28 protein-coding genes are annotated in these 26,326 nt (G+C 67.5%); 5 read left to right on the top strand and 23 right to left on the bottom strand.

Translation table 11 applies throughout. The annotated features are described in order from the left end of the window. Window positions 1-24: 24 nt before the first annotated feature. Window positions 25-1,542 carry a YifB family Mg chelatase-like AAA ATPase gene (locus tag ACOOF5_RS11170; RefSeq protein WP_420439132.1) on the bottom strand — a complete coding sequence of 506 codons (1,518 nt, stop codon included), beginning with the start codon at window positions 1,540-1,542 and terminating at the stop codon, window positions 25-27. 364 nt (window positions 1,543-1,906) lie between these two features. Here ACOOF5_RS11170 and ACOOF5_RS11165 point away from each other — a divergent pair, with 364 nt between their 5' ends. Then, window positions 1,907-2,116, top strand: coding sequence for a hypothetical protein (locus tag ACOOF5_RS11165; protein ID WP_420439130.1), 210 nt, complete (start codon window positions 1,907-1,909; stop codon window positions 2,114-2,116). A 13-nt stretch (window positions 2,117-2,129) separates the two neighbouring features. Here the strand turns inward: ACOOF5_RS11165 and ACOOF5_RS11160 are convergent, their stop codons facing one another. The 18 genes from ACOOF5_RS11160 to ACOOF5_RS11075 all read right to left on the bottom strand — a co-directional run bounded on the left by ACOOF5_RS11160 (window position 2,130) and on the right by ACOOF5_RS11075 (window position 16,481). Next, the gene (locus ACOOF5_RS11160) at window positions 2,130-2,474 is read right to left on the bottom strand and encodes a YraN family protein (RefSeq protein WP_420439128.1); all 345 of its coding nucleotides are present in this window, start codon (window positions 2,472-2,474) and stop codon (window positions 2,130-2,132) included. 38 nt (window positions 2,475-2,512) lie between these two features. After that, the gene (gene rplS, locus ACOOF5_RS11155; protein ID WP_420439126.1) at window positions 2,513-2,857 is read right to left on the bottom strand and encodes a 50S ribosomal protein L19; all 345 of its coding nucleotides are present in this window, start codon (window positions 2,855-2,857) and stop codon (window positions 2,513-2,515) included. 212 nt (window positions 2,858-3,069) lie between these two features. After that, window positions 3,070-3,879, bottom strand: coding sequence for a tRNA (guanosine(37)-N1)-methyltransferase TrmD (gene trmD / locus ACOOF5_RS11150; protein WP_420439124.1), 810 nt, complete (start codon window positions 3,877-3,879; stop codon window positions 3,070-3,072). Then, window positions 3,851-4,366, bottom strand: coding sequence for a ribosome maturation factor RimM (gene rimM, locus ACOOF5_RS11145; RefSeq protein WP_420439122.1), 516 nt, complete (start codon window positions 4,364-4,366; stop codon window positions 3,851-3,853). Before rimM ends, trmD begins: the two co-directional genes overlap by 29 nt. Beyond that, window positions 4,332-4,604: a KH domain-containing protein gene (locus tag ACOOF5_RS11140; protein ID WP_420439120.1), complete on the bottom strand. Its 273-nt coding sequence runs from the start codon at window positions 4,602-4,604 to the stop codon at window positions 4,332-4,334. Before ACOOF5_RS11140 ends, rimM begins: the two co-directional genes overlap by 35 nt. Further along, a complete protein-coding gene (gene rpsP / locus ACOOF5_RS11135; RefSeq protein ID WP_420439118.1) occupies window positions 4,601-5,050 on the bottom strand; it encodes a 30S ribosomal protein S16 in 450 nt (149 codons plus the stop codon). Before rpsP ends, ACOOF5_RS11140 begins: the two co-directional genes overlap by 4 nt. Before the next feature lie 144 nt (window positions 5,051-5,194). Then, complete coding sequence (gene ffh, locus ACOOF5_RS11130) at window positions 5,195-6,673, bottom strand: signal recognition particle protein (RefSeq protein WP_420439116.1); 1,479 nt, start codon at window positions 6,671-6,673, stop codon at window positions 5,195-5,197. Window positions 6,674-6,676: 3 nt separating this feature from the next. Beyond that, window positions 6,677-7,714 carry a signal recognition particle-docking protein FtsY gene (ftsY, locus tag ACOOF5_RS11125; RefSeq protein WP_420439114.1) on the bottom strand — a complete coding sequence of 346 codons (1,038 nt, stop codon included), beginning with the start codon at window positions 7,712-7,714 and terminating at the stop codon, window positions 6,677-6,679. A 173-nt stretch (window positions 7,715-7,887) separates the two neighbouring features. Continuing rightward, window positions 7,888-11,070 (bottom strand): chromosome segregation SMC family protein, encoded by a 3,183-nt coding sequence (locus ACOOF5_RS11120; protein WP_420439112.1) that lies wholly within the window; start codon window positions 11,068-11,070, stop codon window positions 7,888-7,890. 27 nt (window positions 11,071-11,097) lie between these two features. Continuing rightward, window positions 11,098-11,928: a DNA-formamidopyrimidine glycosylase family protein gene (locus ACOOF5_RS11115; RefSeq protein WP_420439110.1), complete on the bottom strand. Its 831-nt coding sequence runs from the start codon at window positions 11,926-11,928 to the stop codon at window positions 11,098-11,100. Then, window positions 11,921-12,703: a ribonuclease III gene (gene rnc, locus ACOOF5_RS11110; RefSeq protein ID WP_420439108.1), complete on the bottom strand. Its 783-nt coding sequence runs from the start codon at window positions 12,701-12,703 to the stop codon at window positions 11,921-11,923. Before rnc ends, ACOOF5_RS11115 begins: the two co-directional genes overlap by 8 nt. Before the next feature lies 1 nt (window position 12,704). After that, window positions 12,705-12,995: an acyl carrier protein gene (locus tag ACOOF5_RS11105; protein WP_420439106.1), complete on the bottom strand. Its 291-nt coding sequence runs from the start codon at window positions 12,993-12,995 to the stop codon at window positions 12,705-12,707. A gap of 77 nt (window positions 12,996-13,072) precedes the next feature. Further along, a complete protein-coding gene (gene plsX, locus ACOOF5_RS11100; RefSeq protein ID WP_420439104.1) occupies window positions 13,073-14,095 on the bottom strand; it encodes a phosphate acyltransferase PlsX in 1,023 nt (340 codons plus the stop codon). A 22-nt stretch (window positions 14,096-14,117) separates the two neighbouring features. Beyond that, the gene (gene rpmF, locus ACOOF5_RS11095) at window positions 14,118-14,297 is read right to left on the bottom strand and encodes a 50S ribosomal protein L32 (RefSeq protein ID WP_420439102.1); all 180 of its coding nucleotides are present in this window, start codon (window positions 14,295-14,297) and stop codon (window positions 14,118-14,120) included. An 88-nt stretch (window positions 14,298-14,385) separates the two neighbouring features. Continuing rightward, complete coding sequence (locus tag ACOOF5_RS11090; RefSeq protein ID WP_420439101.1) at window positions 14,386-14,898, bottom strand: YceD family protein; 513 nt, start codon at window positions 14,896-14,898, stop codon at window positions 14,386-14,388. Window positions 14,899-14,927: 29 nt separating this feature from the next. Further along, complete coding sequence (locus ACOOF5_RS11085) at window positions 14,928-15,695, bottom strand: hypothetical protein (protein ID WP_420439099.1); 768 nt, start codon at window positions 15,693-15,695, stop codon at window positions 14,928-14,930. Continuing rightward, a complete protein-coding gene (coaD, locus tag ACOOF5_RS11080) occupies window positions 15,692-16,177 on the bottom strand; it encodes a pantetheine-phosphate adenylyltransferase (RefSeq protein WP_420439097.1) in 486 nt (161 codons plus the stop codon). The genes ACOOF5_RS11085 and coaD overlap by 4 nt, the downstream gene beginning before the upstream one ends. A gap of 94 nt (window positions 16,178-16,271) precedes the next feature. After that, the gene (locus ACOOF5_RS11075) at window positions 16,272-16,481 is read right to left on the bottom strand and encodes a hypothetical protein (protein ID WP_420439095.1); all 210 of its coding nucleotides are present in this window, start codon (window positions 16,479-16,481) and stop codon (window positions 16,272-16,274) included. A gap of 71 nt (window positions 16,482-16,552) precedes the next feature. Between ACOOF5_RS11075 and rsmD the strand changes: the two genes are divergently transcribed. Next, on the top strand, window positions 16,553-17,077 hold the full coding sequence (gene rsmD, locus ACOOF5_RS11070; RefSeq protein WP_420439093.1) for a 16S rRNA (guanine(966)-N(2))-methyltransferase RsmD: 525 nt from the start codon (window positions 16,553-16,555) through the stop codon (window positions 17,075-17,077). Window positions 17,078-17,145: 68 nt separating this feature from the next. On the opposite strand, the gene ACOOF5_RS11065 is transcribed toward rsmD, so the two are convergent. From ACOOF5_RS11065 to ACOOF5_RS11055, 3 genes are read right to left on the bottom strand one after another with little or no spacing between them, the layout of a single operon-like run. Next, entirely contained in the window at window positions 17,146-17,367 is a 222-nt protein-coding gene (locus ACOOF5_RS11065; RefSeq protein ID WP_420439091.1) for a hypothetical protein, read from the bottom strand. Between the two features lie 18 nt (window positions 17,368-17,385). Continuing rightward, entirely contained in the window at window positions 17,386-19,581 is a 2,196-nt protein-coding gene (gene recG, locus ACOOF5_RS11060) for an ATP-dependent DNA helicase RecG (RefSeq protein ID WP_420439089.1), read from the bottom strand. After that, a complete protein-coding gene (locus tag ACOOF5_RS11055) occupies window positions 19,578-21,653 on the bottom strand; it encodes a DAK2 domain-containing protein (protein WP_420439087.1) in 2,076 nt (691 codons plus the stop codon). Before ACOOF5_RS11055 ends, recG begins: the two co-directional genes overlap by 4 nt. A 187-nt stretch (window positions 21,654-21,840) precedes the next feature. Between ACOOF5_RS11055 and ACOOF5_RS11050 the strand changes: the two genes are divergently transcribed. The 3 genes from ACOOF5_RS11050 to ACOOF5_RS11040 all read left to right on the top strand — a co-directional run bounded on the left by ACOOF5_RS11050 (window position 21,841) and on the right by ACOOF5_RS11040 (window position 25,506). Next, window positions 21,841-22,086, top strand: a complete 246-nt coding sequence (locus tag ACOOF5_RS11050; RefSeq protein ID WP_420439085.1) for a hypothetical protein — start codon at window positions 21,841-21,843, stop codon at window positions 22,084-22,086. 1 nt (window position 22,087) lies between these two features. Continuing rightward, window positions 22,088-23,962, top strand: coding sequence for a phosphoenolpyruvate carboxykinase (GTP) (locus ACOOF5_RS11045; protein WP_420440961.1), 1,875 nt, complete (start codon window positions 22,088-22,090; stop codon window positions 23,960-23,962). Between the two features lie 278 nt (window positions 23,963-24,240). Continuing rightward, entirely contained in the window at window positions 24,241-25,506 is a 1,266-nt protein-coding gene (locus ACOOF5_RS11040; RefSeq protein ID WP_420439083.1) for an HNH endonuclease, read from the top strand. Window positions 25,507-25,830: 324 nt separating this feature from the next. Here the strand turns inward: ACOOF5_RS11040 and ACOOF5_RS11035 are convergent, their stop codons facing one another. Next, the gene (locus ACOOF5_RS11035) at window positions 25,831-26,202 is read right to left on the bottom strand and encodes a hypothetical protein (RefSeq protein WP_420439081.1); all 372 of its coding nucleotides are present in this window, start codon (window positions 26,200-26,202) and stop codon (window positions 25,831-25,833) included. Window positions 26,203-26,326: the final 124 nt, after the last annotated feature.

Genomic DNA, 26,326 nt, shown 5'->3' with positions numbered 1-26,326 from the left:
GATGCGCGCATCATCGTGGGAGGCTCACGCTGCAGCTGCGGGCGCATAGAGCTTGCCGACGCTGGCGCGCAGCGACAGCGCTTCGGCGAGGCGTTCAGCATCGATGAGAGGCTCGTCTGCGGCGAGGTCGCACAGCGTCAGTGCCACGCAGCGCACGCGATGCAGACCGCGACCGCTGAGCAGTCCGCCGCGCAAGCGCTCACGCAACGCAGCGTGGGCCGCGGGCGTGAGCGGGGCGAACTGCTCGAGTTGCGCGCCGCTCAGCTCGACGTTGGTCTCGACACCTCGGGATGCCGCCCGCTCGCGCGCCCCGGCCACCCGGGCGGCGACGACAGTGGTCGGCTCGCCACCGATGCCGTCGAGCAATTGGTCGGGATCAGGCGGCTGTACTTGGATGCGCAGATCGAAGCGATCGAGCAACGGCCCCGAGAGACGACGAAGGTAACGCTGGCGGGCGAGATCTGAACAGCGGCACGAGTTCGGCCGGCCGGCCTGCCCGCATGGGCACGGATTCATGGCCGCCACCAGCAAGAACCGAGACGGAAACGAACACGATCCTGAGGCTCGACTCACTTGAACGACACCTTCTTCGAGCGGCTGGCGCATGGCGTCGAGCACACTCGGCGCGAACTCGCCGAGTTCGTCGAGGAACAGCACGCCGCGGTGTGCCAGCGAGATCTCGCCGGGACGAATCACAGCGGTACCGCCGCCGACGAGCGCAGCGACCGTGGCGGTGTGGTGGGGGCTGCGAAAAATCGGCCGAGTGGCCAAGCCCGTGGGCAGCGGCAAGCCCGCTGCCGACTGGACCCGCGTGGCTTCCATCGCGCATTGGCGGCTGAGTTCAGGCAGCAGACCTATCAACCGGCGGGCGAGCATGGTCTTGCCGGCACCCGGTGGCCCCAGCATCAGCAGGTGGTGACCGCCCGCTGCAGCAACCTCGACTGCTCGCCGGGCGGAAGGCTGCCCGATGACGTCGCGAAGGTCGGGGACCGGGACGGGGGGCGGAGCAGGCGGATCCGGCGGCGGATCGGGCCAAGGCATGCGATTCGACAGCACCGCGACGAGGCGCGCGAGCGTGTCCACCGCGTACACCTCGCGCGGACCTGCGGCGCGGGCAACGTGGTAGGCCTCAGGCGCGACCACCAACGCTTGGTCGCGGAGCGCGTCGGCCAGCGGCAGCACGCCCACGACGCTGCGGATGGCGCCGTCGAGGCCCAACTCGCCAACAAAGGCCTTTCCCCGCAGCGATTCTGTCGGCAGCTGCTCGGTGACGGTCAGGAACGCCACTGCGATCGCCAGGTCCAGCACCGCGCCGCCCTTGCGCAGGTCCGACGGCGCCAGGTTGACCGTGACACGCCCGGGCGGCCACTTAAACCCCGAGGACAGGACCGCAGCACGGACGCGGTCGCGTGCTTCGCGGCACGCCGCGTCAGGCAGTCCGACGATGGTGAACGACGGCAAACCGCTGGACGTGTGCACTTCGACGGTGACGACATGGCCGTCGACGCCAACCAACGTCGCGGCCGTTGCGGTAGCCAGCATGGGCCTCCTCCTGCAACTCGGACCGGATGCTGCACCTCGCAGGCGCAGTCCGGTTTCGACGGGGAAGCCCGCTCGGGGCTACGATCAGATCGGTCTGCGGTACGGCACCTCAGCGGAAAACTTGTGGGTGCTCGCTGGCCTGGAGACCTTGGCGTGGACCGTAGACCACAGCGGTCTGCGCAGCGCAACGCATTTTCGCCACGCTCGAGGACACCAAGGACGCGATGCGGGGCGATACTGCACCCATGGGGTACAACCCGTATCGCAAGCACCGCGCGACGCGGCTCGACTACGTGCTCCTTGCCGCTGCGGCAATCGTGGCGTCTGGCCTCGTCGTGTGGGCGCTGGTGGGTTGAGACCGGCGATGCACAAGCTCGAACCGGAGCCGGGCTTCGATGTGCGCCGCGTGCAGCCGTTCGAGGCGACCAAGCGATACATCTGCGGTGGCTGCGGCAATGCGATCGAACCTGGCGTGGGCCATGTCGTGGCGGTGCCCCACGACGCCGTCGACCTGAGACGTCACTGGCACTGGGGTTGCTGGTCGGCGAGGCGCCGGCGGCGGCCGCTCGGCTGAGAGGCTGCCCCGGCTAGAAGGCGGCGGTCAGGACTTCGACCGTGCGTCCCATGACCGACGCCGCGTCGCAGCGGAGTGGTCCGGCCCAGCCGCCGCGCTGGCGCACATACTGCGCCGCGAGACGCCGGACCTGCTGCTGCTTGGCCCAGGTGATCGCCTCGAAACCGGTGCCGAATCGGTCACTGGAGCGGGTCTTGACCTCACAGAACACCAACTGCGAGCCGTCGGTCACCACAAGGTCCAACTCGCCTGACGGGCAGCGCCAATTGCGCTCGAGGATGCGGTAACCCCGCTCGGCATACCAGCGCTCGACGAGGTCTTCGCCGTAGCGGCCGAGCGCCTGACGCCGAGCGGTCATGAGGGCACCGCGCCCGGCCCGCGACCGCCGATGCCCTGCTAGAAGCGCTTTTCGCGAATCCGCGCTGCCTTGCCGACACGATCGCGCAGGTAGTACAGCTTCGCCCTGCGCACGTCGCCGACGGCCACGCGCTCGATCTTTGCGATGGTGGGCGCGTGCAACGGAAAGGTCCGCTCGACGCCGACGCCAAAGCTGAGCTTGCGCACCGTGAAGGTTTCGCTGATGCCCGACGAATTCCGTGCGATGACGTAGCCCTCGAATATCTGGGTCCGCTGCCGGTTGCCCTCGACGACGCGTACGTGAACGCGCACCGTGTCGCCAGGACCGAATTCGGGATGGTCGTCGCGCAGGCGCGCTGCCTCGACAAGATCGGTGCTTCCCATAGCGATCCGACTCCCGTGATCGGCGTGATGACGAACACCGCAGGCTAGTGGTCTGCCTGCGAATTGCGGCAACGATCGCCGGCTGGCTCAGTGCCCACAGGCCGCGCGGATAGGTGAACTTCCACGCTGTCGCACCAGTTGCTTCCCGCTCTTGTTCGCTATCGCTCACGGGCCGCTCTGGCCACGGCTTCGCCCTTCGGCTCGGCCTCTGCTCAGCAGCCGGTCTCGAGCTCGAGGCCAAACTCTGCAAGTAGCTCCCGGTCGGCGTCACTGACACCTCGCGCCGCTACGAGGTCCGGGCGGTCGGTGGCAGTTCGTACAAGCGCCATGGCCTGGCGCCAGCGAGCGACGCGGGCGTGGTCGCCGCTGCGCAGTACTTCGGGTGCCTCCAGCCCACGGAACGATGCTGGACGTGTCCATTGCGGGTGTTCCAGCAACCCCGCTGCGAAGCTCTCATCCGTTGGGGACGCTGCATTGCCGAGCACACCAGGCACCAGCCGTCCCACGGCTTCCACCACAACCATGGCGGCGAATTCGCCGCCGGCCAGCACGACATCGCCTATGGAGACTGAGCCATCGACAAGCTCGGTGCGAATGCGCTCGTCCACGCCTTCATAGCGGCCGCATAGCAAGCTGAAGCCGCCTGACTCCGCCGACCCCAACTCTGCTAGCTCAGCGGCCATGGCTTGGTCGAATCGCCGGCCGCCGGCATCGAGCAGCAACAACGGCCGTGGTCCCGAGACCTCCTCGACGGCCGCAAAGACCGGCTCCGGCATGAGGATCATGCCCGGTCCGCCACCGAAGGGAGCATCGTCGACGGTGCGGTGAGCGTCCTTGGTCGCACGTCGCAAGTCCCAGCAGCGGAGGTCCAGCAGACCCTGCGCTCGGGCGCGGCCCAAGATGCTCAGCCCGCACATGGCGTCGAGTTCAGTGGGGAAGATCGAGAACACGTCGATGCGCAGCCTCGCCGCCGGATGGGGTGGCGACGATTGCTCAGGGTGATTCGAGCTCGAAGAGCCCATGTGGCACCTCCACGTGGACCGCACCGGATTCACGGCGCACGACGAATGTCAGCGGCACGAGGTGTCCGGTGTCGAGCTCGAGCAGGTCAGCGGCCGGATTCGCCACGACGCTCGTCACGATGCCGGCGTGGAATCCATGCTGATCAATCACCGAGCTGCCGCACAGCTCATGCACCCACAGCTCGTCGGGATCGTCGAGCGGTTCGGCGTACACGGTCGTGCCCGTCAGGGCCGCCGCTGCATCACGGTCGTCAATGCCGTCGAAGTGCACAAGCCACCGGTTGCCGTCAAAGCGGGATCGCGAGACAGTTCGCTCGCCCACAGCGGTAACGAGTGTCGAACCGACATCGAAGCGCTCGAGCCGGTTGGTGACCGGGTGCACGACGACGTCGCCGCGCACCCCGTGCGCGCGCCCGACTGTTGCGACCTCCAGCAGGCCAGGTGGGCTCAGGTCAGTCCCGGAAGTCGACTTCGACCTGGACGCCATCTCGATGGGCTGCGGCGCGCACCAGCGTGCGGATGGCGTTCGCAACGCGACCTCGCTTGCCGATGACCCGGCCGATGTCCTCCGAGCTCACGGTTGCCGTCAGGCTCAGCTTCGATCCCGATTCAGCAATCTCGACCTCGACCTGATCGGGATGTTCGACGAGCTGGGCGATGAGATACAGCAAGACCTCTTCCGCAGAAGTGGTCTCGGTGTCTGCGCCGGTGTGACCGTCGGTCACTGGGCCTCCCCGGGTTCTGTTGCTTTCGGCTCGGATTCGGTGTTCTGGGCTGTCGCCCCGCCGACAGCCGTCGCCGACGAGTCGTCTGCGCCCGGCTCATCGGTGTCGATCACCAGATCGGGCGTCGGTGCGGGGGCGGGCTCGGCGGGGGCCGCCTCGGCGGTGTCACCCGCAGCCGCCGATGAGCCTCGCGAGCGGAAGTCGTCCCACGCGCCGGAAATCGTCAGCAGCTTGGACACGGTGTCGCTTGGCTGGGCACCATGGCTCAACCAGTGAACAGCGCGCTCATTGACGATCGAGATCGCAGAGGGCTCCTGACGCGGGTCGTATGTGCCGATGACCTCCAGCACGCGTCCGTCGCGGGGCTTGCGACTGTCGACTGCGACGACGCGGTAGCTCGGTTGCTTCTTCTTGCCTGTGCGCTTGAGGCGCAGACGAACGGCCATGTCGCTCCCGGTTAGATGAGTTCGAGTGGGGGCTCGTGGCGCACCGATGGGCCGCCGCGCCGACGAACGAGCCTAACGGGCGAATGCTGAGTAACCCCTTGGCTGCCCGACCCCTTGGCTGCCCAACCCCTCGGCTGCACAGCCTCAACGGCCTGGCAGCTTCAGGTCCAGCGCTTCCCAGTCGATCCCTCCGCCGTCGAGCTTGGTGCCGAGCTTGCCCGACGACGGCCGGCCCTTCGACGATGTGCGCCCACCGCCTGTGCGGGAGCTGCCGGCCGGACGGGTCGGGCCCTTGCCCCGCTTGCGGCCGGCCTTGCGGCTGGCTGGCCGCCGTTTCGATCCCAGGCCCATCATGCCGCCCATCATCTTGCGCATCTGGGTGAACTGCTTCAGCAGGTTGGCGACCTGTGCCGAGGAGGTACCGCTGCCAGCGGCAATGCGGGCGCGGCGGGAGGCGTCGATGATCTCCGGTGACACGCGCTCTGCTGGCGTCATCGACAGCACGATGGCCTCTGCAGTGGTGATCCGGTCGTCGTCGATATCCGCATTACGGACTTGGTCGGAGATGCCAGGCATCATCTGCACGATGCTCTGCAGATTGCCCATCTTGCGAAGCTGACGAAGCTGGTCGACGAAGTCGTCGAGCGTGAAGGTGCCCTCAGCGAGTCGCTGGGCCGCCGCCTCTGCCTCTTCTTGTTCGTAGACGGCCTCCGCCTTCTCGATGAGCGTCATCACGTCGCCCATGCCGAGGATCCGGCTCGCCATGCGGTCGGGATGGAACTGCTCGAAGTCGTCGACCTTCTCGCCGACCGACGCAAACGCCACCGGACGACCGACCACCTCGGCAACCGAGAGAGCCGCGCCGCCGCGTGCGTCGCCGTCGAGCTTGGTCAGGATGATCCCGTCCACTTCGAGTGTTGCGTGAAAGGCCTCGGCGGTCGCGACGGCGTCCTGGCCGACCATCGAGTCGACGATGAGCAAGGTGTAATGGGGTTCGACCGCGTCCGAGATTCGGGCCACCTCGCCCATCAGCTCGACGTCGATCGCCAGCCGCCCCGCGGTGTCCACGATGAGCACATCGCGGCCGGTCTGGCGGGCGTGAGCGAGTCCCCCCGCGGCGCAGGCCACAGGGTCTCCGGGCTCGCTCCATACCTCGACGTCGATGCCGCGGGCAAGCGTCCGCAACTGCTCAACGGCTGCGGGTCGCTGCAGGTCGGCGCCGACCAGCAGCGGATTGCGGCCCTGTGACTTGCACCACTGGGCCAACTTGGCTGCGGCAGTCGTCTTGCCGGAGCCCTGGAGGCCGGCCAGCATCACCACCGTGGGCGGCTTCGGAGCGAACTGGAAGTCGAGCGGGCTTCCGCCCAGGATCTCGACAAGCTCGTCGTTGACGATCTTGGTGACCTGCTGGCCGGGCGTCAGGCTGGCCGTGACCTCGCCACCGATGCTGCGCTCACGGACCCGGTCTACGAAGCGGCGTACAACCCCCACGTTGACATCGGCTTCGAGCAGCGCCAGGCGGATCTCGGCCAACGCCTCGTCGACGTCGGCGGGCCGCATTCGTCCGCGGCCCCGCAGGCCCCGTAGGGTGCCGGACAATCGGTCAGTCAGGGTGTCAAACATCGCTCAGTCCCCTGGTCGGTCTTGTTCTGGGCTGTGGGAGGCGGGCACCCCGGCGTCCGGATCGGCGCCGAGCAAGGCGTCGACGTAGCTGTTGGGGTCGAAGTCGACCAGATCATCGGCCCCCTCGCCGAGGCCCACGAGCTTCACGCGCAGACCCAGCTCGGCCTCGATGGCGAAGACGATCCCACCCTTCGCCGAGCCGTCCAGCTTGGTGAGCACGACACCGGTGACGTCGGTGGCTTCGGCAAAGGCACGTGCCTGGCTCAGACCATTCTGGCCAGTGGTCGCGTCGATGACCAGCAGCGTCTCGACAACGGCACCTGGCGCCCGATCGGCGACTCGGCGGACTTTGGCGAGCTCATCCATGAGATTCTTGCGATTCTGGAGCCTGCCGGCGGTATCGGCCAGAACTATGTCGGCACCGCGGGCCGCCGCGGCGCTGACGGCGTCATGCACAACCGAGCTGGGGTCGGCGCCAGCGCTGCCCGAGATCAAGTCTGCACCGCACCGATCAGCCCACGTCTGCAGCTGTGAGGTCGCGGCCGCGCGGAATGTGTCGCCGGCGGCCATCACCACGACTTGGCCTTGCGCCGACAGCCGTGCCCCTACCTTGCCGATCGTGGTGGTCTTACCCACGCCGTTGACGCCCACGAACAGCCACACCGGCGTGGCGCCCTCTCGGTCCGGCGCACTCGCGCGCAGTGAGCGATCGGCATTGAGGGCTGCACGCATCTGGTCAGCCAGTTCGTGCACCAGCTCGCCAGCATCGACGAGGTCCTGATCGTCTGCGGTGCTCCGCAGGCGCTCCAATGTGGCCATTGTCGTTGCAACGCCGACATCGGCGCCGAGCAGGGCCTCTTCCAGGCTCTCCCACGTAGCTCCGTCAGGCCGGCGTCCACGGATGGACGCCAGGCGATCGCGCAGCGTCCGGCGCGACGAGGCCAACCCCGACGCAAAGGTGGCTGCAGGCCTGGGGGGACCAGTCTCGGCCGGCCCTCCAGCACGTTCGGCGGCACCATCGGGCGGGGACTGCGTCGCCACGGGGTCGTCCGCAGGCCTTGGCGGAGGCTGCGGTACCGCAACGGGTGCATTTTGAGATGGGGACCTCGAGCGGCGCTGCATGGTGCGTTGCACGAATGGAAGCGACGCAAGAAGCACCATCACGACGACGCCGATGACCAGTAGTAGGACCTCGATGCTCACTGGTCGGCAGGCTACCCAGGGGTCGTCGCGGGCTCTCCGAGCTGCTCCGGCGAGGACTCTTCGAAGCCCAATGGTCCATCCGCAGCGACAAGGGCCGCTGCATGCTCGGGCCGCTCCGACACGACCACGCTGGAGCCCCCGGGCGGCATGGACACGCCGTACAGGACGTCGGCCGATTCCATCGTGCGGCGTTGATGGCTCACGATGATCAACTGCGACTCCCGCCGGAATTCCGCCACGAGGTCCAAGAAACGTTGCAGATTGACGTCGTCGAGCGCCGCTTCCACCTCATCGAGAACGTAGAACGGCGAAGGCCGGCTGCGGAACACCGCGAAGAGGTACGCGAGCGCCACCAGCGAGCGCTCACCGCCGGACAGCAATGACAAGCGACCGATGCGCTTGCCGGCGGGTCGAACGTCGAGTTCGACTCCCGATGTCAGCAGCTCCTGCGGATCCGTCAGCGAGAGTTTGCCGGTGCCGCCCGGGAACAGCGTGCCGAACAGTTCGGCGAAGTTCCGAGCCACATCTTCGAATGCTGCAGCAAACGTTGCGACGATCTCGGCGTCGATGGCCCGAATCACCTTGTGCAGTTCCCTGCGGCTGTTGCGCACGTCCGCGAGCTGGGTGGCCACGAACTCGAAGCGCTCTGAGGCTGCCTCGTACTCCGAGAGCGCCAGGGGGTTGACCGGCCCCAGTCGATTCAGGTCCGCGCGCAGCGTTCGCTCGTGAGCGATGGCCGTGACCCCGTCGGGCAGCGGCGGTGGCGGTGCAGCGAGTGCCGCTGCGGGGTCTGCGGAGAACTCCGTTCGCAGCATCTCTACGAGGGCGTCGCGCTTGGTACGAGCTTCGGCATCGGCGACGTCCAACGCTGCGAGTCCGGTGCGCAAGTGCTCCTGACGCGACAAAGCCGCGTCCCGCTCGCGCCGGAGCGCATCGAGGCGCTCTGTCAGCTGGCGCACCAACTCAATGCGGGAGTCGTTGCGTGAGCGCAGCCGCTTTGCTTCGGCATCGAGGCGTTGGCGGCGCTCCGAGAGCAACAGCGCCAGACGATCCAGCCCCGACACGATGGCCTCTGCCCGCTCCAGCCGGGCGGATGCAGCCGCACGAGAGCTCTCATGGCCCTTCAGACGCCGCGCAATGGTCCCGAGCCGTTCGTTGAGCACTGACCGGCGTTGCTCCTGCGCGGCAGCTCGGTCCTCGAACGCCTGATTCCGCGCGGCTTGCTGGGCTGCTGCTGTGGCCGCCCGGCGTCGAAGGTTCTCGGCGGTGCGTTGTGTCTCTCGGGTTGCTTCGAAGGCCGTCTGGTGCGCCTGCCGCGCCGAGGTCCACGCCGAGGCCGCTGCCTGCTGGTGGTGCGTCAGCTCGTCGATGCGTGCGCGTGCGACGTCGAGTGCCGCCGTGGCCGCCGCCGGCCCCGTGCTGCCAATCCGCCAGCGGTGGGGTCCGAACCGGTCGCCGCTGGCTGTGACGAACACGGCATCGTCGGCCGTGCGCGCTGCCAGCACACGGTCATAGGCGCTGGACCAATCGCCGGTTACGCAGACGGCCCCAGCGACGATGGCATCGAGCAACGTCCCGAGTTGGCCGCGGCACCACTCCGGCGCGTCAGGGGCGACCTGTATGTGGGGCCGCACCAACTCCTCGTTCGCGCCCGGCGGCGAGCGCTCGGCCGGGCGGCCCGGGTCGTGGGCAGCCGCCAGATTGCTGAGTGAGATCACCGAGCCGCTCCCATCGGTGTCGGCAAGCGCTGCTAGCGCCGCGGCGGCCGCGTCGTCATCACGCACGACGACCGCCGAGAGCGACCCATCTGCGGCAGCCTCCGCCGCCGCCTCCCAGCCGTCGTCGATGATCACCAGCTCGCCGAGCGCGCCGACCACCCCAGCCACGTCGTCGAGCACCGCTGCGCCCGAGTCGGTGCGGGCGGCGGCGACAGCGGACGCCAGTGCCTCAAATCTTCCGATCCAATGCTGCAGCTCCTCAGCGGCTTTCCGCTGCTGTTCATCGGCGTGCGACAGTGATGCAGCGGCGGCCGCGAGGCGCGCTTCGGCCTCCCGGTGGTCGTGGTCGGCTGCGCTTGCAGCGACCTCGTCGACTTCGGAGTCGGCGCCGACGCCCGAATGGACCTGTTCGTCTATGCCCCCCGACGGCGCGGACGACACCGCTGCTGCGTCGAGGGCGGTCAGCTCAGCTGACACCCGTGCATGTTCATCGGTCAGCGTCGCCACCACGTCGGAGTCGAGCAAGGCATTGCGCTCGCGTTCGACCGATCGCATCCGTTCAGAGGTTTGACCGCTGAGACCGCGTGCCCGTTCCGACAGCGATGCCACTCGCGACAGCCGATCAGCAGGTTCTGCGGTCAGTTCGGCAAGCTGTGACTGCGCATCGTCGATCGCCCGGTCGATGTCGGCAATCGACGATGTCACCGCGTCCTGTTGCGCCGCAAGATCGACCCGTCGAGCATCGGAGGCGCTCTGCGCCTGGTAACTCGCGGCGAGCTGGCGCCCCGCGTTGTAGAGCCGCAGCTCAGCCAGCTCTGCGCTGATCTCGCGGTGGCGTCGGGCGGCGGTGGCCTGCCGCTCGAGCGGCCGCAGCTGACGGCGGAGTTCGCTCTGCAGGTCGACGAGGCGCGTCACGTTTGCCTGCGTGCCTTCCAGCCGCCGCTCGGCACGCTCCTTGCGACGACGGAACTTCAGCACGCCCGCCGCCTCCTCGATCAGCGCGCGTCGTTCTTCGGGGCGGGCAGCGAGGACTTGGGTGATCTGGCCTTGTGCCACGATGATGTGCTGCTGCCGTCCGACCCCGGCATCGTTCAGCAGTTCTTGCAGGTCGAGCAGCCGGCAGGGCGTCCCGTTGAGCGCGTATTCCGATTCGCCTGAGCGGAACAAGGTGCGAGTGATGGCCACTTCGGCGGTCTGGGTGGGCAGGGTCCTCGACTCGTTGTCGATGACCAAGGTGACCTGTGCGCGGCCTAGAGCCGTCCGTCGATCAGTTCCCGCGAAGACGACGTCGTCCATCCGCTGGCCTCGCAGCGTGCGGGGACCTTGCGCGCCGAGCACCCATGCGATGGCGTCGACGACGTTCGACTTGCCGCTGCCGTTGGGACCCACCACCACGGTGACGCCCGGCTCGAAGGTGAGCGTTGTGGTGTCTGCAAACGACTTGAAACCGGACAGCGTCAGGGAACGAAGGAACACGGCAGCTCGAAGCGTGGAGGGCGACGTCTACACCTGATAATCGCAGTAGTGGTGGGTCACACCTCGGATGACCGTCGTCAGGACGTCGCCTCGGCCGTTACGGCATCGCTCGCCGGCCCGCCCGAATACCTCAAAGTAGGGATCGAAGCCACCTGACTTGCCGAAGATGTCGAGATGGCCACCGATGGAGGATCCCCGGTACTTGATGGAGTTGTGAACCGTCTCGACGATGGCGCGGTAGAGCCGGCGCACCTCCTGGGTGTTCAGTTCGCTGGCAATGCGCCCATACCCGAGACGGGCTGCATGCAGCACCTCGTCGGAGTACATCGGTCCGAGGCCCACGACAAACGTCTGGTCCAGCAGCAGGTCGCGGATGGTATCGGAGCGGCCCCGCAGCATGAGAGCGAAATCGGTCCACGGCATCGGCATGTCGACCGGATCGAAGCCGAGGTCGACCTGTTCTGGATGGACCTTGTGGTAGCGAGGCCACGTGAGCACCCGCAACGTTGCCTCATTGCCCGAGTCGAGCAGTCGCAGCTGCCCGCCCTTGGTGAACGTCATCACCACCTTGGTATCGGAGTCTTGGGGCGTTCGGGAGGTGGCCCTCCTGAAGGAACCGGTTGCGCCGAGACGCGCCACCATGATCTCGTCGGTGTCGAGCACGAAGTGGAGCAACGATCCGTGCCGAGTCACTGCGGTGATCTTCTTGCCCTCGAGCAAGTCGGCGAACTGCTGCTTCGAGCGCATCGCCGGCAGCGCCTTCTTGGTACCCGGAACGTCGACCGACTTGATCTTGCGGGTCGCGACCTCCTTTTCCAGATCGCGCTTGGCGATCTCGATCTCCGGCAGTTCAGCCATGGGCGGGCTCCTCAGCAACAATGGATCGGGCCACGGTCTTGCCTTTCGGCTCAGGCTCCAGGAACCGCAGACATGCAGCTTCCGCCGCTCGCTGTTCCGCAGCCCGCTTGGTGGAACCTTCGCCGCGACCCCAGACTTCGCTGTCGATGCGCGCTTCGGCCACGAAGGTGGGCCGGTGTGGGGGACCGGAACTCGACACGTCGTATCTGGGCTCGGTGCGGAAACGCTGCGTCACCAGCTCCTGGAATCGATTCTTGGCCTGGCGCGCACCTGGTTCGCTGGCTGCTGAGGTGATGCGCTCACCCATCAGGCGGCTGATGACATCGCGAGCCGCACCTAGACCGCCGTCCAAGAACACCGCGCCGAGCACTGCTTCGAGCGCGTCGGCCAATATCGACTCCTTGTCGGCTCCTCCGGTTGCTGCCTCGCCGCGTCCGAGCAGAAGCGCGGACCCTAGGTCGCAGTCTCGTGCTGCGTCGGCCAGCGCGACCGCACTCACCACCGCCGAGCGGACAGCACTGAGCTCGCCTGGCCCGAGGTCGGGCCACTGGGTTACGGCGAGCTCGCAAACGCAGAGCCCGAGCACGGCGTCTCCGAGGAACTCAAGGCGTTCGTTGGATGCGACATGACGATCAGGCTGCACATCGCTGTTGTGCTCATTGCACCAGCTTCGGTGCGAGAGAGCTTCGGTCAGCAGGCTGGCGTCGGCGAAGCGATGTCCGACACGCTCCGCGAAGCTGTCGAGTTCAGCGAGTTCGGCGACAGCAATCTCCACGTCAGCCGACGCGCTCCATCACGTAGTCGATGGCGTCGCGCACAGTCTTGAGATCTTCGAGATCTTCGTCTTCGATGCGAAAGCCCACCGTGCGGTCTGCAAGCTCCTCTTCCAGCGCTTCGACCAGCTCGATCAACGCCAGCGAATCTGCACCGAGATCGTCCACGAAGGAGGACGACTCGGCCACTTGGGATGGATCCAGCTCCAAGATGTCGGCGAGCTGATTGCGAATGAGATCGAAGACCTCGTCACGCTCTGGTGGACTCTGGCGGACGTGAGTTTCTGCGGGCATGGCGTCGGTCAGCCTACCGGCGGGCGATCACTCAGGCCGCGGCTTCGCCGTGTGCTTCCCGCTCTGGCTCGGAGTCATCATGCGGTAGTGCCCGCGGGCCTCTCGGGCTCAGGGCTCAGTTGGTCACCAGACGGAAGGCTGACGGCGGCCAGCTCGCCCAGCAGGTCGGCTTCCACCATGTGATGGGCGACGCGGATGGCGTTGGTCACCGCTGTGGAGCTCGACGAACCGTGCGCGATCACGCAAACTCCGCGCACACCCAGCAGCATCGCCCCTCCGACGTTGTCGGGGCTCAGTTCATCGGCGAGCGGCGCCAGCAGGCGAAGCGCTTCCGCACCAGCGGGTCCCCCTTCGGAGAGCCGCTCGAGAATCAGGCGGACGAAGAACGAGGCGGTGCCCTCGAGCGACTTCAGCAGAACATTGCCGGTGAAACCGTCGGTGACCACGACGTCGACAGGTCCGTCGAGAACGTCGCGCCCCTCGATGTTGCCGAAGAAATCGATCTCGTCGTCTGCCGCAAGCAGCTTGTGGGTCTCCTTGACGAGCAGGTTGCCCTTCTCGGGCTCTTCGCCGATCGAGAGCAGCCCGACGCACGGCGCCGCCACGCCGAAGCGGATGCGGCTGTAGGCCGAGCCGAGGCGAGCAAATTGGTGCAGCCATTGGGCGTTGCAGTCGGCCATGGCGCCCGAGTCGAGCAGGACGCGCGCCGTGCGGCCCCCGGGTACGGGGAACGCAGTCGCGATGGCCGGACGGGCGACTCCGGGCAGGCGTCTCAACCTCAGGAGGGCCGCTGCCGCCACCGCCCCCGTGTTGCCGGCACTGACGATTGCCGAGGCGGCGCCGTCGCGCACCGCGTTGACAGCGAGGCTGATCGAAGAGTCGCGCTTGGTCCGCACCGCGCGGCTCGGCTCCTCAGACATCTCGATGACCTCAGAGGCCTCGATGATGTCGAGCGATTCGCCTCCAGCCGCGACGATGGCATCGCGCCGGCCTACCAGGACGACATCGAGGCCCTCGCGCACGGCTTCCAGCGCGCCTTCCACGACCACGCCGGGGGCGTCATCGCCGCCCATTGCGTCGACAGCGACCGGCAGCGTCATCAGCCTGGACGCCGATCTATGTTCAGGCGATGTCGAGGGCTTGACGGTCGGCGTACCAGCCGCACTGGCCGCAGACCCGGTGGGGCAGCTTCGCCGCGCCGCAGCGTGGGCACAGGCTTCGAGGCGCCTCTTTCAGGCGCCATGCCGCCGCGCGGCGCGAGCGCGTCTTGCTCTTGGATGTCTTCTTCTTGGGGACTGCCACTATTCGGGCTCCTCGATGGGATCGACTCCGCGAGCGGAGCATAAAGCCTACCCATCGGCACTCCCGAGCCGACTCCGACCGGCCGATCTCAGGACGACTCCTCCTGGCGCGCCCGCAGCGCTTCCAGCGCGGCCCAGCGCGGATCGGCCGGAGGCGCTGCGTCATCGGGGGGATCTGCGAGTTCGGGCGGGAGGTTCGGGCACCCCTCGGCTTGCGGGCACCGAATCGCCTCGATCGGCAATTCCAGCAGTACTGCCTCGCGCACCATGGGAACGAGATCCGCGAACTCTGGACCGAGTCGGTACTGCTCGCCTTCACGGGGCTCAGCGGTGAACACCTCACGAATCTTCGTGCGTAGGGTCCCGGCGACGGGAAGCCAGCAGCGAGCGCACGGACCCTTCCAGGTCGCCGAGACCTCGCCGGCAACGCTGAGACCGCCGCTGATGAGCTCCAACGCCAGTTCCACGCTGACATCGCTGTCAAGCGGCACCTCGACATCGGCAATGCTCACCGAGGCTGAGGACTCGGGATCTACCAGCGCGGACGCTGGAACCGTTGTTGACCACTCCAACTGTCCGTCAACGAGCAGTCGCAGGGGCACGGACAGGGACCTCTGGCGGTCCCTGGGGCTCACATCTGGTCCTGGTCGAAGACCACCGGTTGGGTGTCGGGGCCGCGACCCGACGGCCTCGATGCTTCGGTGCCAGTGGCATCTCCGCCGTTGCGCGCACGCTGGGCGCTCGGCGGCGTAGGCGCCACTGGCGCGGCAACGCGATTGCCGAGCTTGCGTCGCGCTGCCTGGACAGAAATCTGGATCTGGTCGACGGCACCAGCAAACTGCGTGAGCTGCCGCTCGCAGTACTCATCAACTTCATGGCGCCGACGACGGGTCTGGATCTGAGCGTCGTCGAGCAGCTGACGAGCCCGCCGTTCAGCCGTCCGCACGACTTCGGTTCGCTGGACCATCTGGGCGACGCGGCTGCGTGCCTCGTCGATAACCAAGTTGGCATCGACACGTGCTTGGGCCAGTACCTCGTCGCGCTCGCGCAGCAGCCAGCGAGCCTGGCGCGTCTCGTCAGGCACGGCCGCCAGCGCCGACTCGAGCAACATCATCACCTCGTCGCGATTGATCATGACCGAGGTGGACAGCGGCATCGGGCGCGCCGCGTTGATGATCTCCACGGCCTCGCGGATGAACTGCTCGGCCGTGACCGATGGGGGGCGCGGTGCCAGCGTTCCGGGGTTGCGCGCCTGCGATTCGGCCGGCGTTGGCAGCGTCTCCTCCGTGGGCGCCGCCGTCTCGGGCGAGGGCCGGCCGAACGGAGACTGCGGTTGCGGCATGCCGTCGTGTATCGCTGGCTGCTGTGGTGCCTCGACGCCGCCCTCGAACATGCTCATGTGGCTGCCTCCTGCGCCGTTCGCTGCCCGAGCCGCTCGGCGACTGCGGGCGGGACGAGATGCGAGCAATCGCCGCCGAATCTGGTGATTTCCCGGATGTAGTTGGAAGCAATAAAGAGATGCTCGGTTCGCGGCGGGACGAACACGGTCTCGACACCGGATACTGAGTGGTTCATGTGCGCCATGCGCAACTCGGATTCGAAGTCGCTCTGGCTGCGAAGACCCTTGACAATCACATCGGCGCCGAGGCGTTGAGCGAGGTCAACGACCAGCTCGCCGAACTGCACGACCGAGACGTTGGCGAGGTGGCTGGTCGACTCGACGATCATCGCGACGCGCTCGTCATCGGAGAACAGCGGCACAGACTTGGACGGATTGCGCATCGCTGCTACCACGACCGAATCGAACAGCGCCGAAGCCGCCGAAATCACGTCGAGATGCCCGTTATGCACAGGATCGAACGACCCTGGATACATCGCCATGACCACCGAGAACGGCTCCTCCGGATCGATCCGTGTCCAGCGGGGCGACCGTACCGCGCCGCAGTCGCGAATCGAGGGACCCTCGCGACGAGGATCAGCTGGGAAGGTCGCTGTCCTCGACGATGAGGTCCCAACGGTCGCCGCAATCGGCACATCGGTAGGCGACAACGTCGCCTGGTTGGAAGCCCCAGTCCGGCTCAGGCACGCTCAGCAGGCCGCAGCGCCCCCCGCAGTCGACGCACACGATCTCGGGTGCCACGTCGACACCTTCGGTGTTGCCGGGCGTATGCGGCGGTGGCGCCATCGCCGCAGTGTCGCACACTCCTGCGTTGCACTTGCTCTCGCACGCGCCGGCATTCGGCATACGGTGACGCCGTGCGCGTCGTCGGCGGGGTGTTGGGCGGGCGCCTTCTGGAAATGGGCGGCGCCGATGCAATTCGGCCGACGTCGGACCGCGCCCGCGAGGCCATTTTCAACATGCTCGTGAGCTTGAAATTGCCCGAAGGCGCCACGGTGCTGGATCTGTTCGCCGGGTCGGGCGCACTCGGCATCGAAGCGCTGTCACGTGGTGCCGCGCACGCCACCCTTGTGGACTCTGACGCAGCGGCCTGCCGCACGATCACGACGAACCTGACCGCACTGGGCATCGTCGAGCGCGCGACAGTGGTTCGATCCGAGGTTCAGAGGTACCTGGCCGCCGAAGGCGATCCGGTGGATCTTGCATTCGCCGATCCGCCCTACCGTTTCGAGGGCTGGCGCGACCTCCTCGACTCAGTGAATGCCGAGGTGCTGGTGTGCGAGTCGGACCACGAGATCAAGCCCCGCCCCGAAGACAGATGGCGCACACACCGGGTGCGTCGATACGGCACACCAGTCGTCTCCGTCTTGGTGCAATCGTGACGTGGTGCAATCGTGACGCCCTCGCACTCATCGCGCCCGGCGCGGCTTTGATGCACTCGCCCTTGAGGTCACGCCGCAGCGAACCGGTCGCCTCTGCCGTCGTCGCCGCACCAGAAACGGACGCTGCGGTTGCGCCGGTTACGGCGATGCTGCGCGGCGAGGTCCTCTGCGCTCTGATGCTCGATGGTCCAGCGTTGGGCCGCTTGGGCGAAATCGTCGGCGGGGAACAAGTTCATCTTCTCGATCAGATTCGCGTCGTCTCGCACCGCCCCAGCACTGGTTCCGCACATCTCCCCAGCAGCCAGCGGCTAGCTGCGCTGGAGGTAGTCGGGGTCGCGGCGGCTGGCGAACCAGTCGACCTCGTCCGCCAGCGCCGGATGCGCGTCGAGGTCGCCGTCGGCGCCAATGAGATCGGCGGCAGCGTCGCGAGCTGCCTGCACCCAATTGACATCACGAGCCAGCGACGCCAGCTTCAGATCGCTGCGTCCCGACTGCCGCTCGTCGAACAGCGTGCCCTCGCCGCGCAGCTCCAGATCACGTTCAGCCAGCTCGAATCCGTCGCTGGTCGCAGCCAGCGCGCCCAGCCGCTCGACGGCGATGGGCGTCGGATCGTCGTCGCTGACGAGGTAGCACGTCGATGCGTGGCTGCCGCGGCCCACCCGGCCACGCAGCTGGTGCAGCTGCGCGATGCCAAACCGGTCGGCCGAGAGCACCACCATCACCGTCGCGTTCGGCACATCGATGCCCACCTCGATCACCGTCGTCGCGACCAGCGCGTCGAGTTTGCCTGACCGGAACTGCGCCATCACCGATTCCTTGTCGACCGAGGAAAGCCGCCCGTGCAACAGCCCCACTCGCAGGCCCGCCAATGAGCCGGCCACGAGTTCCGCATGCATCTGCTCAGCCGAACGCGCATCGAGGCTTTCGCTCTCGGTGATGAGCGGGCACACCACGTATGCCTGACGCCCGGCTTCGATCTCGCAGCGCACCTCGGCCCACATGGACTCAGCAGCGAGCGGCCCTTGGACCCATTCCGTCGTGATCGGCGTCCGGCCGGGCGGCAGCTCGTCGAGCACGGAGACATCGAGATCGCCGTAGACCGTCATTGCCGCAGTGCGGGGAATGGGAGTCGCGGTCATCACCAGCAAGTGCGGGATGCGGCGGTCGTCACGTCCGCTTTCGCGCAGCCGCGCCCGCTGCGACACTCCGAAGCGGTGCTGTTCGTCCACCACCACGACACTGAGCGAGTCGAATCTCACCGACTCCTCCAGCAGAGCGTGGGTGCCGACCACGATGTCCGCGGTGCCCACGGCAATCTCCACCAGCACCTCGCGGCGCCGTGCTGCCGAAGCTGACCCGCTGAGCAGGCGCAGGCGCAGAGGCCGCTTGCCGCTGAGCCGCGAAGCGTCGGGCACCTCGAACCCGTCAAGCAAGGCGCGCAGCGCATAGAAATGCTGTTCGGCCAGCACCTCGGTCGGCGCCATGAGCGCTCCCTGATGGCCATTGCGCACGGCCACCAGCAACGCATGCAGCGCCACCAGCGTCTTTCCCGAACCGACGTCGCCCTGCAACAGGCGGTGCATCGGGCGCTGGGTGCTCACGTCGGCGTCGATGGCGGCCATCGCACGCTGCTGTGCCCCCGTCAGTGGATAGGGCAGGCGCCGATGGAAGGCTTCGATGAGGCCCCCTCGGGACTCATGAGCGATGCCGAGCTCGTGGGCCTCACGCGCCAGGCGCTGGCTTCGCAGCATCAGCTGCACCCGCAAGAACTCGTCGAACACCAGCCGGTTGCGGGCCGCCCATCGATCCGACATCGAAGGCGGCTCGTGGATCTCGACCAATGCTCGGCCTCGGCTGATGAGACCCAGCTGGGAGCGCCAGCGCCGGGGCAGCGGGTCGGCGATGCCGCGGGCCGAACAGCGCCGCTGCGCCTCCGCGACCCAGTTCGCGACATCCCACGTGACGATGCCCGCCGTCTCGGACTGCGGGTAGATCGCCACGATCCTGCCCGTGCGGTCCGCGGTCGAGCCGTCGCCCAGCACATCGACGACGGGGTTGGTCATCTGCTTGCGGCCCCGGTAGTTCTCCACCTTGCCGAACAACGCCACGGTGCGCCCCGCGGTGAGCTGACGCTCACGCCATGCCTGGTTGAAGAACACTGCGCTCAGCACGCCGGTGGCATCTCCCACCTCGGCGCTCACCATTCGTCGGCCTCCGCGCAGGCGGCGGCTCGACACCGACGCCACATCGGCCACGACGGTGATCTCAGCACCCACGACGGCCTCGCTGATCGGCGCTTGAGCGGTGCGGTCCACATAGCGCCGGGGGTAATACGTCAGCAGGTCGAACACTGTTTCGACGCCGACCTCTGCGAGGGCCTTACGACGCTGAGGGCCGACCCCGTTGAGCCGTTCGACGCCGATCGCATCGAGTTCCCGCAGCGTCAGCGGGTCCTTCGCCGCAGGACCCGGGGCCTCCGGCGTGCTGCGGGAATGTGGGTTCATTCGATGCCGAACAGGTACGGGTAGTGGTCCTGGCCACCGACGTGACGCTCTACTTCGACACCGGGCCAGTGCTGCGACAGCCACGAGACGATGTCGTCGGTCTCGCTGGAGGGGGCACGCGCTCCTTCGATCAGCGTCACGATCTCATGGGTTGGCTGCAGCAAGTGCGCGAGCAGGGCGATGGCGGCCGCACCGGCCGTCTCGCCGGTCGCCGCGATGCCCGAGTCGTCGAGGCCGATCCACTGGCCAGCCGCGACGTGGCCCGCCGAGGTGGCGGTGTCACGCACCGCTCGGGTTACTTCGCCCGCGACGACCGCTGCCGCCGCGTCATTCATTGACGCTGCGTTGCCGGCTGCGTCGGCACCCGGGTCGTAGCCGATCATGGCTGCGAGGCCTGCAGGCACCGACGTGGTGGCCACGACCTCCACGTTCTTTCTGGTGTGTGCGTCGACCTGGCGGGCAACCGGGACGATGTTGGAGTTGTTCGGCAGGACGATGACGTGCTGCGACGGGGCCGCCTCAACTGCGACAAGGAGCTCGGCCGTCGAGGGGTTCATGGTCTGGCCCCCGGTGACGATCTCCGCAACGCCGAGGGCGCCGAGGAGCTCGTCGAGACCGGCCGCAGGCGAGACGGCCACAACAGCGCACTCCACCTCAACGCGACCCGCCGCTCGGGCGCTCTGCGCCGAGCCCCCGCCATGATCCTTGAAGCGCGCGCCGGCCGCCGTTTCAGCCCGGTGCGCTCCATGTGCGCTGTCCGCCGCATGAGCGCCCGTGTGAGCGCCGCGGTCCTCGAGGTCGGCGACCTGCTCGTGCAGATCGGTGATCTGGATGCGATACGGCCGACCCGCCTCTATGCCGGCCTCGATCACCGGGCCGATGTCGTCGGTGTGGATATGACAGTTCCACAGTCCGTCACCGCCCACCATCACGATCGAGTCGCCGAGCGCGTCCCAAGCGGTCTTGAATCCATCGATGTTCTCATCAGGCGCCGCCAGAAGGAACATCACCTCATATCGCGTGCCCGACGGGTCGTGCGCGTCGTGGCTGTCGCCGTCGGGACGGTCGCCTCCGAAACCGGCCGCAACGGGATCGGCGCCGCCTGAGCCGGCGTCCCGGGGCAAATCACGGTGCATCTGCGCACGTGGGGACTCCATCGCGGCGGGCGCACTCACATCGGAGTTCGTCCCCGCAATCCCGTGCGCGATCACTGCGGCTACCTCGGCGGGCAGATCCACCTCGGCGGGCATCGGTCGGCCGTCCACCACGCTCAGCAACGCATCGAGCAGCAACAGGTAGCCCGCGGCGCCCGCATCGACCACTCCGGCGTCGGCCAGCACCGGCAGCTGCTGCGGCGTGGCCTCCAGTGCTCGCTGGCCGGCCCGCTTGGCACTCTCGAGCACGACTGTCAGCCGGCGAGAGCCGTCGGCCGGGTCCCCGCTGGCGGCCAGCTCCTCGGCCGAGCGCTGTGCTGCGTGGGCTGCGGCGCGCGCCACGCTCAGGATCGTGCCCTCCACCGGTCGCATGACTGCTCCGTCCGCCGCCGAACTCGCCGCGACGAGAGCCTCGGCCAGCATCGCGGCATCGATCGGCGGCTCGTCGTGCCACGCAACGCCCACCACTCCCCTGGTCTCCTCCGCGTCTGGCCGAACTCGCCGCGCGTCCGAGTCGGATGCCTCGCCGGGCCGTTCGGCCTCGGGCGCATCGACCGGTGGACCCAGAGCGGCAACGAGACCCCGGAGCAGCTGACTGACGATGACGCCGCTGTTGCCTCGCGCTCCCATGAGCGCGCCGTGGGAAATGGCGCGGCAGACCTCGGCGCGACTCGTTGGGGACGCTTCGAGTTCCTCGGTCACTGCTGCCAGTGTCATGGCCATGTTGGTTCCGGTGTCGCCGTCAGGCACCGGGTAGACGTTGAGCCGGTCGATCGTGACGCGGTGTTGCCCCAACGCGGCGCAATAGGTGCGCATGGCCTCCGCCAGCGCCGCAGAATCCAGAGCGGCGAGGGGCGCGATTGCCGTCCTGAGGTCGCTGTCGTTGCCCCCGGACTCGTGGGCCGACGAGCCGTTCATCGTCTCACCTCTTGCTTCGCGCTCTTGGTCCCGATCGCATGGGAAAGGGTTCACGGGCCGCTGGGGCCACGGCTTCGCCTCTCGCCGCCGAAGCTACAACGCGCCCGACGCTGCCGATTGGTAGCTTTCCGGGGATTGCGCGGGCCGCCACGGCAGCCTCGCAGCATCCCAGCCACTGGAGGCGCAGATGCAAGGCGTCATCAAGTCGTACGACCCGGCATCTGGGGTCGGAATCGTCACCGACGACGTCACGCGCGCCGAGCACGAACTGGCCGCGAACGCCCTGGAGGGATCCATCTTCCGGATGGTGCGGCAAGGCCAGCGAGTGATCTACGACCTGGACGATCGGGGGCTCGCCACACGGCTGCGTCTGGGCTCAGAGGTGGATCTGGGGACACCTGATTGGATCACCGCCGGGGGGGAGACAGCGTGATCTGAGGCCGGGGCGCACGCACCGGCCGAAGAGCGAGTTACCAGTCTCACCTTGCGCGAAAGCGCAAGACTCGGACCCGGAGGACACCTTGCCTGCGACTACCAACCGCCAGTTGATCGAGTGGGTCGATCATTGGGCCGACGTGCTGCGACCCGATGCAGTCCACTGGTGCGACGGCTCCGAAGCAGAGTACGAACGGCTCTGCAGCCAGATGGTGGAATCGGGAACCCTCATCCCGCTCGACCCCGAAGCCCGTCCCAACAGCTTTCTCGCGCGATCTGATCCGGGCGACGTCGCCCGTGTCGAGGATCGCACGTTCATCTGCACCGCCGACGAGCTCGACGCAGGACCCAACAACAACTGGCGCGCACCCGCTGAGATGCGGGAAGAACTGCTGAAGCTGTTCGACGGCTCGATGCGCGGGCGGACGATGTACGTAGTGCCGTTCTCGATGGGTCCGCTGGGCAGCCACATCGCTCATATCGGGGTCCAGCTCACCGACTCGCCCTACGTGGCGGCTTCCATGCGGATCATGACCCGCATGGGTCAGGCCGCGCTCGATGTGGCGGGCGACGGTCCGTTCGTGCCGTGCGTTCACTCGCTCGGCGCGCCGCTGGCGCCGGGCCAGGCCGATGTGCCGTGGCCTTGTGACGCCGACCGCAAGTACATCGTCCACTTTCCCGAGACCCGCGAGGTCTGGTCGTACGGATCCGGCTACGGCGGCAACGCGCTGCTCGGCAAGAAGTGCTTCGCCCTGCGGATCGCATCGACCATGGCCCGCGACGAGGGCTGGCTCGCCGAGCACATGCTGATCGTGGGCGTGACGCCGCCGCAGGGCGAGACGGTCTATGTGGCCGCTGCGTTCCCTTCCGCATGCGGCAAGACGAACATGGCCATGATGATCCCGACGCTTCCGGGCTGGAAGATCGAGACCATCGGCGACGACATTGCCTGGATGAAGTTCGGCGACGACGGGCGGCTGCATGCCATCAATCCCGAGGCCGGCATCTTCGGCGTCGCGCCCGGCACGGGCGACAACACCAACCCGAGCGCGCTGGGGACGATGTGGGGCAATTGCGTGTTCACCAACGTGGCGCAGACTTCCGACGGCGACGTCTGGTGGGAAGGCCTCACGCCCGAGGCGCCCGAAGGTCTCATCGATTGGCGCGGCGACGAGTGGTCACCCGATGCCGGCACCCCTGCGGCGCACCCCAACGCTCGCTTCACGGCCCCCGCAGCACAGTGCCCCACCATTGCCCCCGAGTGGGAGGATCCTGCCGGCGTTCCGATCTCGGCGATCCTGTTCGGCGGACGGCGGGCGACCACGGTTCCGCTGGTGACAGAAGCCTTCGACTGGGAGCACGGGGTGTTCCTCGGCTCGCAGATGTCGTCTGAGAAGACGGCGGCGGCGGCGGGGACCATCGGCGAGGTCAGGCGTGATCCCTTTGCCATGCTGCCTTTCTGCGGATACAACTTCGGCGACTATTTCCAGCACTGGCTGGACATCGGCGCCAAGCCGGGAACACAGCTGCCGAAGCTGTACTACGTGAACTGGTTCCGCAAGGACCCAGACGGCAGGTTCATCTGGCCGGGTTTCGGCGACAACTCACGCGTGCTCAAATGGGTGCTCGAGCGCGTCGCGGGCCACGGCGAAGCAGTGCCGACCGCGATCGGCATGGTGCCCCCGCCCGAGGCGCTCGACACCAGCGGGCTCGACCTGTCGCCGGCCGAGATCGAGACGCTGCTCGGCGTGGACGAGGACGACTGGCGAGCCGAGATCGACATGATCGAAGCGCACTACCAGAACCTGGGCGAGCGCCTGCCGCCTCAGATGCGCCACCAGCTCGATCTTCTCGAAGAGCGGCTCGGCCTCTGAGGACTGGCCCCACAGGGCAGCGGGTCTGTGCGCTCTGCTTCACCGAGCCGGCCAACAGCCGATCCGCTGACCGGAGGCCACCACGATGAGCAAGCCTCGCAGCCGCCGCGACGGGTTGAGACCCCCTCGCAGGGCGTAAGCCACGCCGACCTACCGGCAACTCGGCATCAGGCACGACCATCGCCCGAATGGGGACTGTCCAATTGGACACACCACGGCGGACCCTGAGGCGTCCGACTCTGCCTTTGATGTGGCACCCCCCATATACGTTTGTTCTCATGGAGAACGGCAGCGGATCCCGAACGCAGCACAGAGCGCGAGACGCTGTGCTGCATGTAGAAACGGTTGATGTTTCCACGCTGAGCGACGCTGGCTTGCGCGCCCGGCTGGGCGAAATGGGTCGGGCGGAGTCCTGCTTGGCTGTGATGAAGGCCGATGTGCTGTGCGAGCTCGCTCGCCGCCGCGGAAACGCCAACGCTGAGCACACCGCGAAGGAGACTCTGTCTCTGTCTGGGCGTGCGGCGCGCGGCGACGTGAAGGCCGCGGTGGCGCTGGGCGAGTTGGACCTGACCCGCGACGGTCTCGCTTCGGGTGCGCTGCCCGCGGGCCACGCTCGACTGATCGCACGCGCCGCCGCTGACGCCCCCATCGACGAGGCATTTCTGACCGAACGAGCCCGACATGAGGGCTATGACGAGTTCCGTCGCACGGTCGCGCGCCATGTGGCTGATGTGAGCCGCGACGACGGTGCGTCCCTGCTCGAACAGCAACGACAGCAGCGCTCTGCGCGTGTGTTCACCAACCGCGACAGCGGCATGGTGGTCATCAACGGTCAATTCGATCCCGTCACTGGCGCCCGACTGGCATCAGCCATCGCGGCGACCGAACGGCGCCTGTACCGCGACGAGGACGCTAACTGCCGTCCCACTCCCGCGCAGCGCACCGCCGACGCGATCGCCAAGCTCATCTGCGAGCCCGACACCTCACGGCCCTCAGGCACCTCGCTGGTAGTGGTCGCCGATTACGACATGGTCAACCACCAGCTCGCCAACACCCGCTTCGCGGACGGCACCCCCATCCCCATCGGCGAGATCGCCCGCATCGCAGTCGATGCCGGCGTGCTGCCCACGATCTTCAACGACGCAACCGGCGACCTGCGCATGGGACGCAGCCGCCGCTCCGCCACCGAGCTTCAACGCTGCGCTCTGGCATTGCGCGATCAAGGCTGCATCGGCTGCGGCACCCACCCTGACCACTGCCGATACCACCACATCGATCACTGGCAGCACGGCGGCCCCACCGACTACGCCAACCTCGCATCGGTCTGCCACCACTGCCACCACGACAAGATCCACGAACAAGGCTTCACCGTCGGGCCCCACCCCACACGCCCTGGCCGGCTCACACTCCACGCCCCTGCCCCGGCGGCCGACAGCACCGACGGCGCCGACGGCACCGACAACGAGGCCAGCCCACGGGCCGTGTCAACGGGCACAGCCGACCGCCCCGGAGACCGGGCCGGGCCTCGAGCACCACCAGACTGACGGAAGAGTCCTCGAGGTCGCGGGTCAGCGAGCTGTTGCCGCTACGAGCTCGTGTGCCACGTGGGCACTGAGTTCATGATCCCCAAGATCACAGATCAGCAAGCCGCAGCCGCCTCGAACTCGCGTGACAGGCGGGCACTGAGTTCATGATCCCCAAGATCACAGATCAGCAAGCCGCAGCCGCTACGAGCTCGTGTGCCACGTGGGCACTGAGTTCGTGATCCCCAAGATCGCGAGTCAGCGAGCTGTTGCCGCTGGCAGCCAGGCGGACGTTTCCGCAGTTCAGCGCCTATTCGTTGACGTTCTCAGCCCAGATCGAGAATGTCAGCCGCCGAGGAACATTGCCCGGATGCCGAGTCCCATGATGAACAGCGCGCCAAGGCCGAACAGCTCGTAGCGCCGGTGCGCCAGCTGCTGGCGGTAGGCGTAGACGAAGAAAACCGCGACCGCGCAGCAGGCCCCGTAGAAGACGTGGAAGGCCGGAGCTTGGACGGCAGCAATTCGCATGAGGATGACGCCCGCAGTGAGCTGCACGAAGACCAGCACCCACGCGGCTCCCACAAGCCACATCAAGCTGCGATGACGCAGTGCTGCCCAGCGGATTGCCCCGAGCGCCCAGAGTCCAGCCACACCATTGGACAGCACCAGCACCCAGCCCAGTGCTGTATGCAGCGTCACCCAGAAGTCGGTGCTCACTGCGTGAACGGCAGCGCCCGCGGAACGCTCCGCTGCGGCGATACGAGCCGCCGGGCACTTCGTTGCCGCAGCAACAGCGGCCGAGCAGCTCGGTGCGGTGACAACAGCGGCCGAGCAGCTCGGT

Origin of the sequence: Candidatus Poriferisodalis sp. (genome assembly GCF_965214215.1) — a bacterium.
Classification (GTDB): Bacteria; Actinomycetota; Acidimicrobiia; order Acidimicrobiales; family Poriferisodalaceae; genus Poriferisodalis.
The sequence above is the reverse complement of the archived record's forward strand: the minus strand, read 5'-3'. Positions and strand labels throughout refer to the sequence as shown.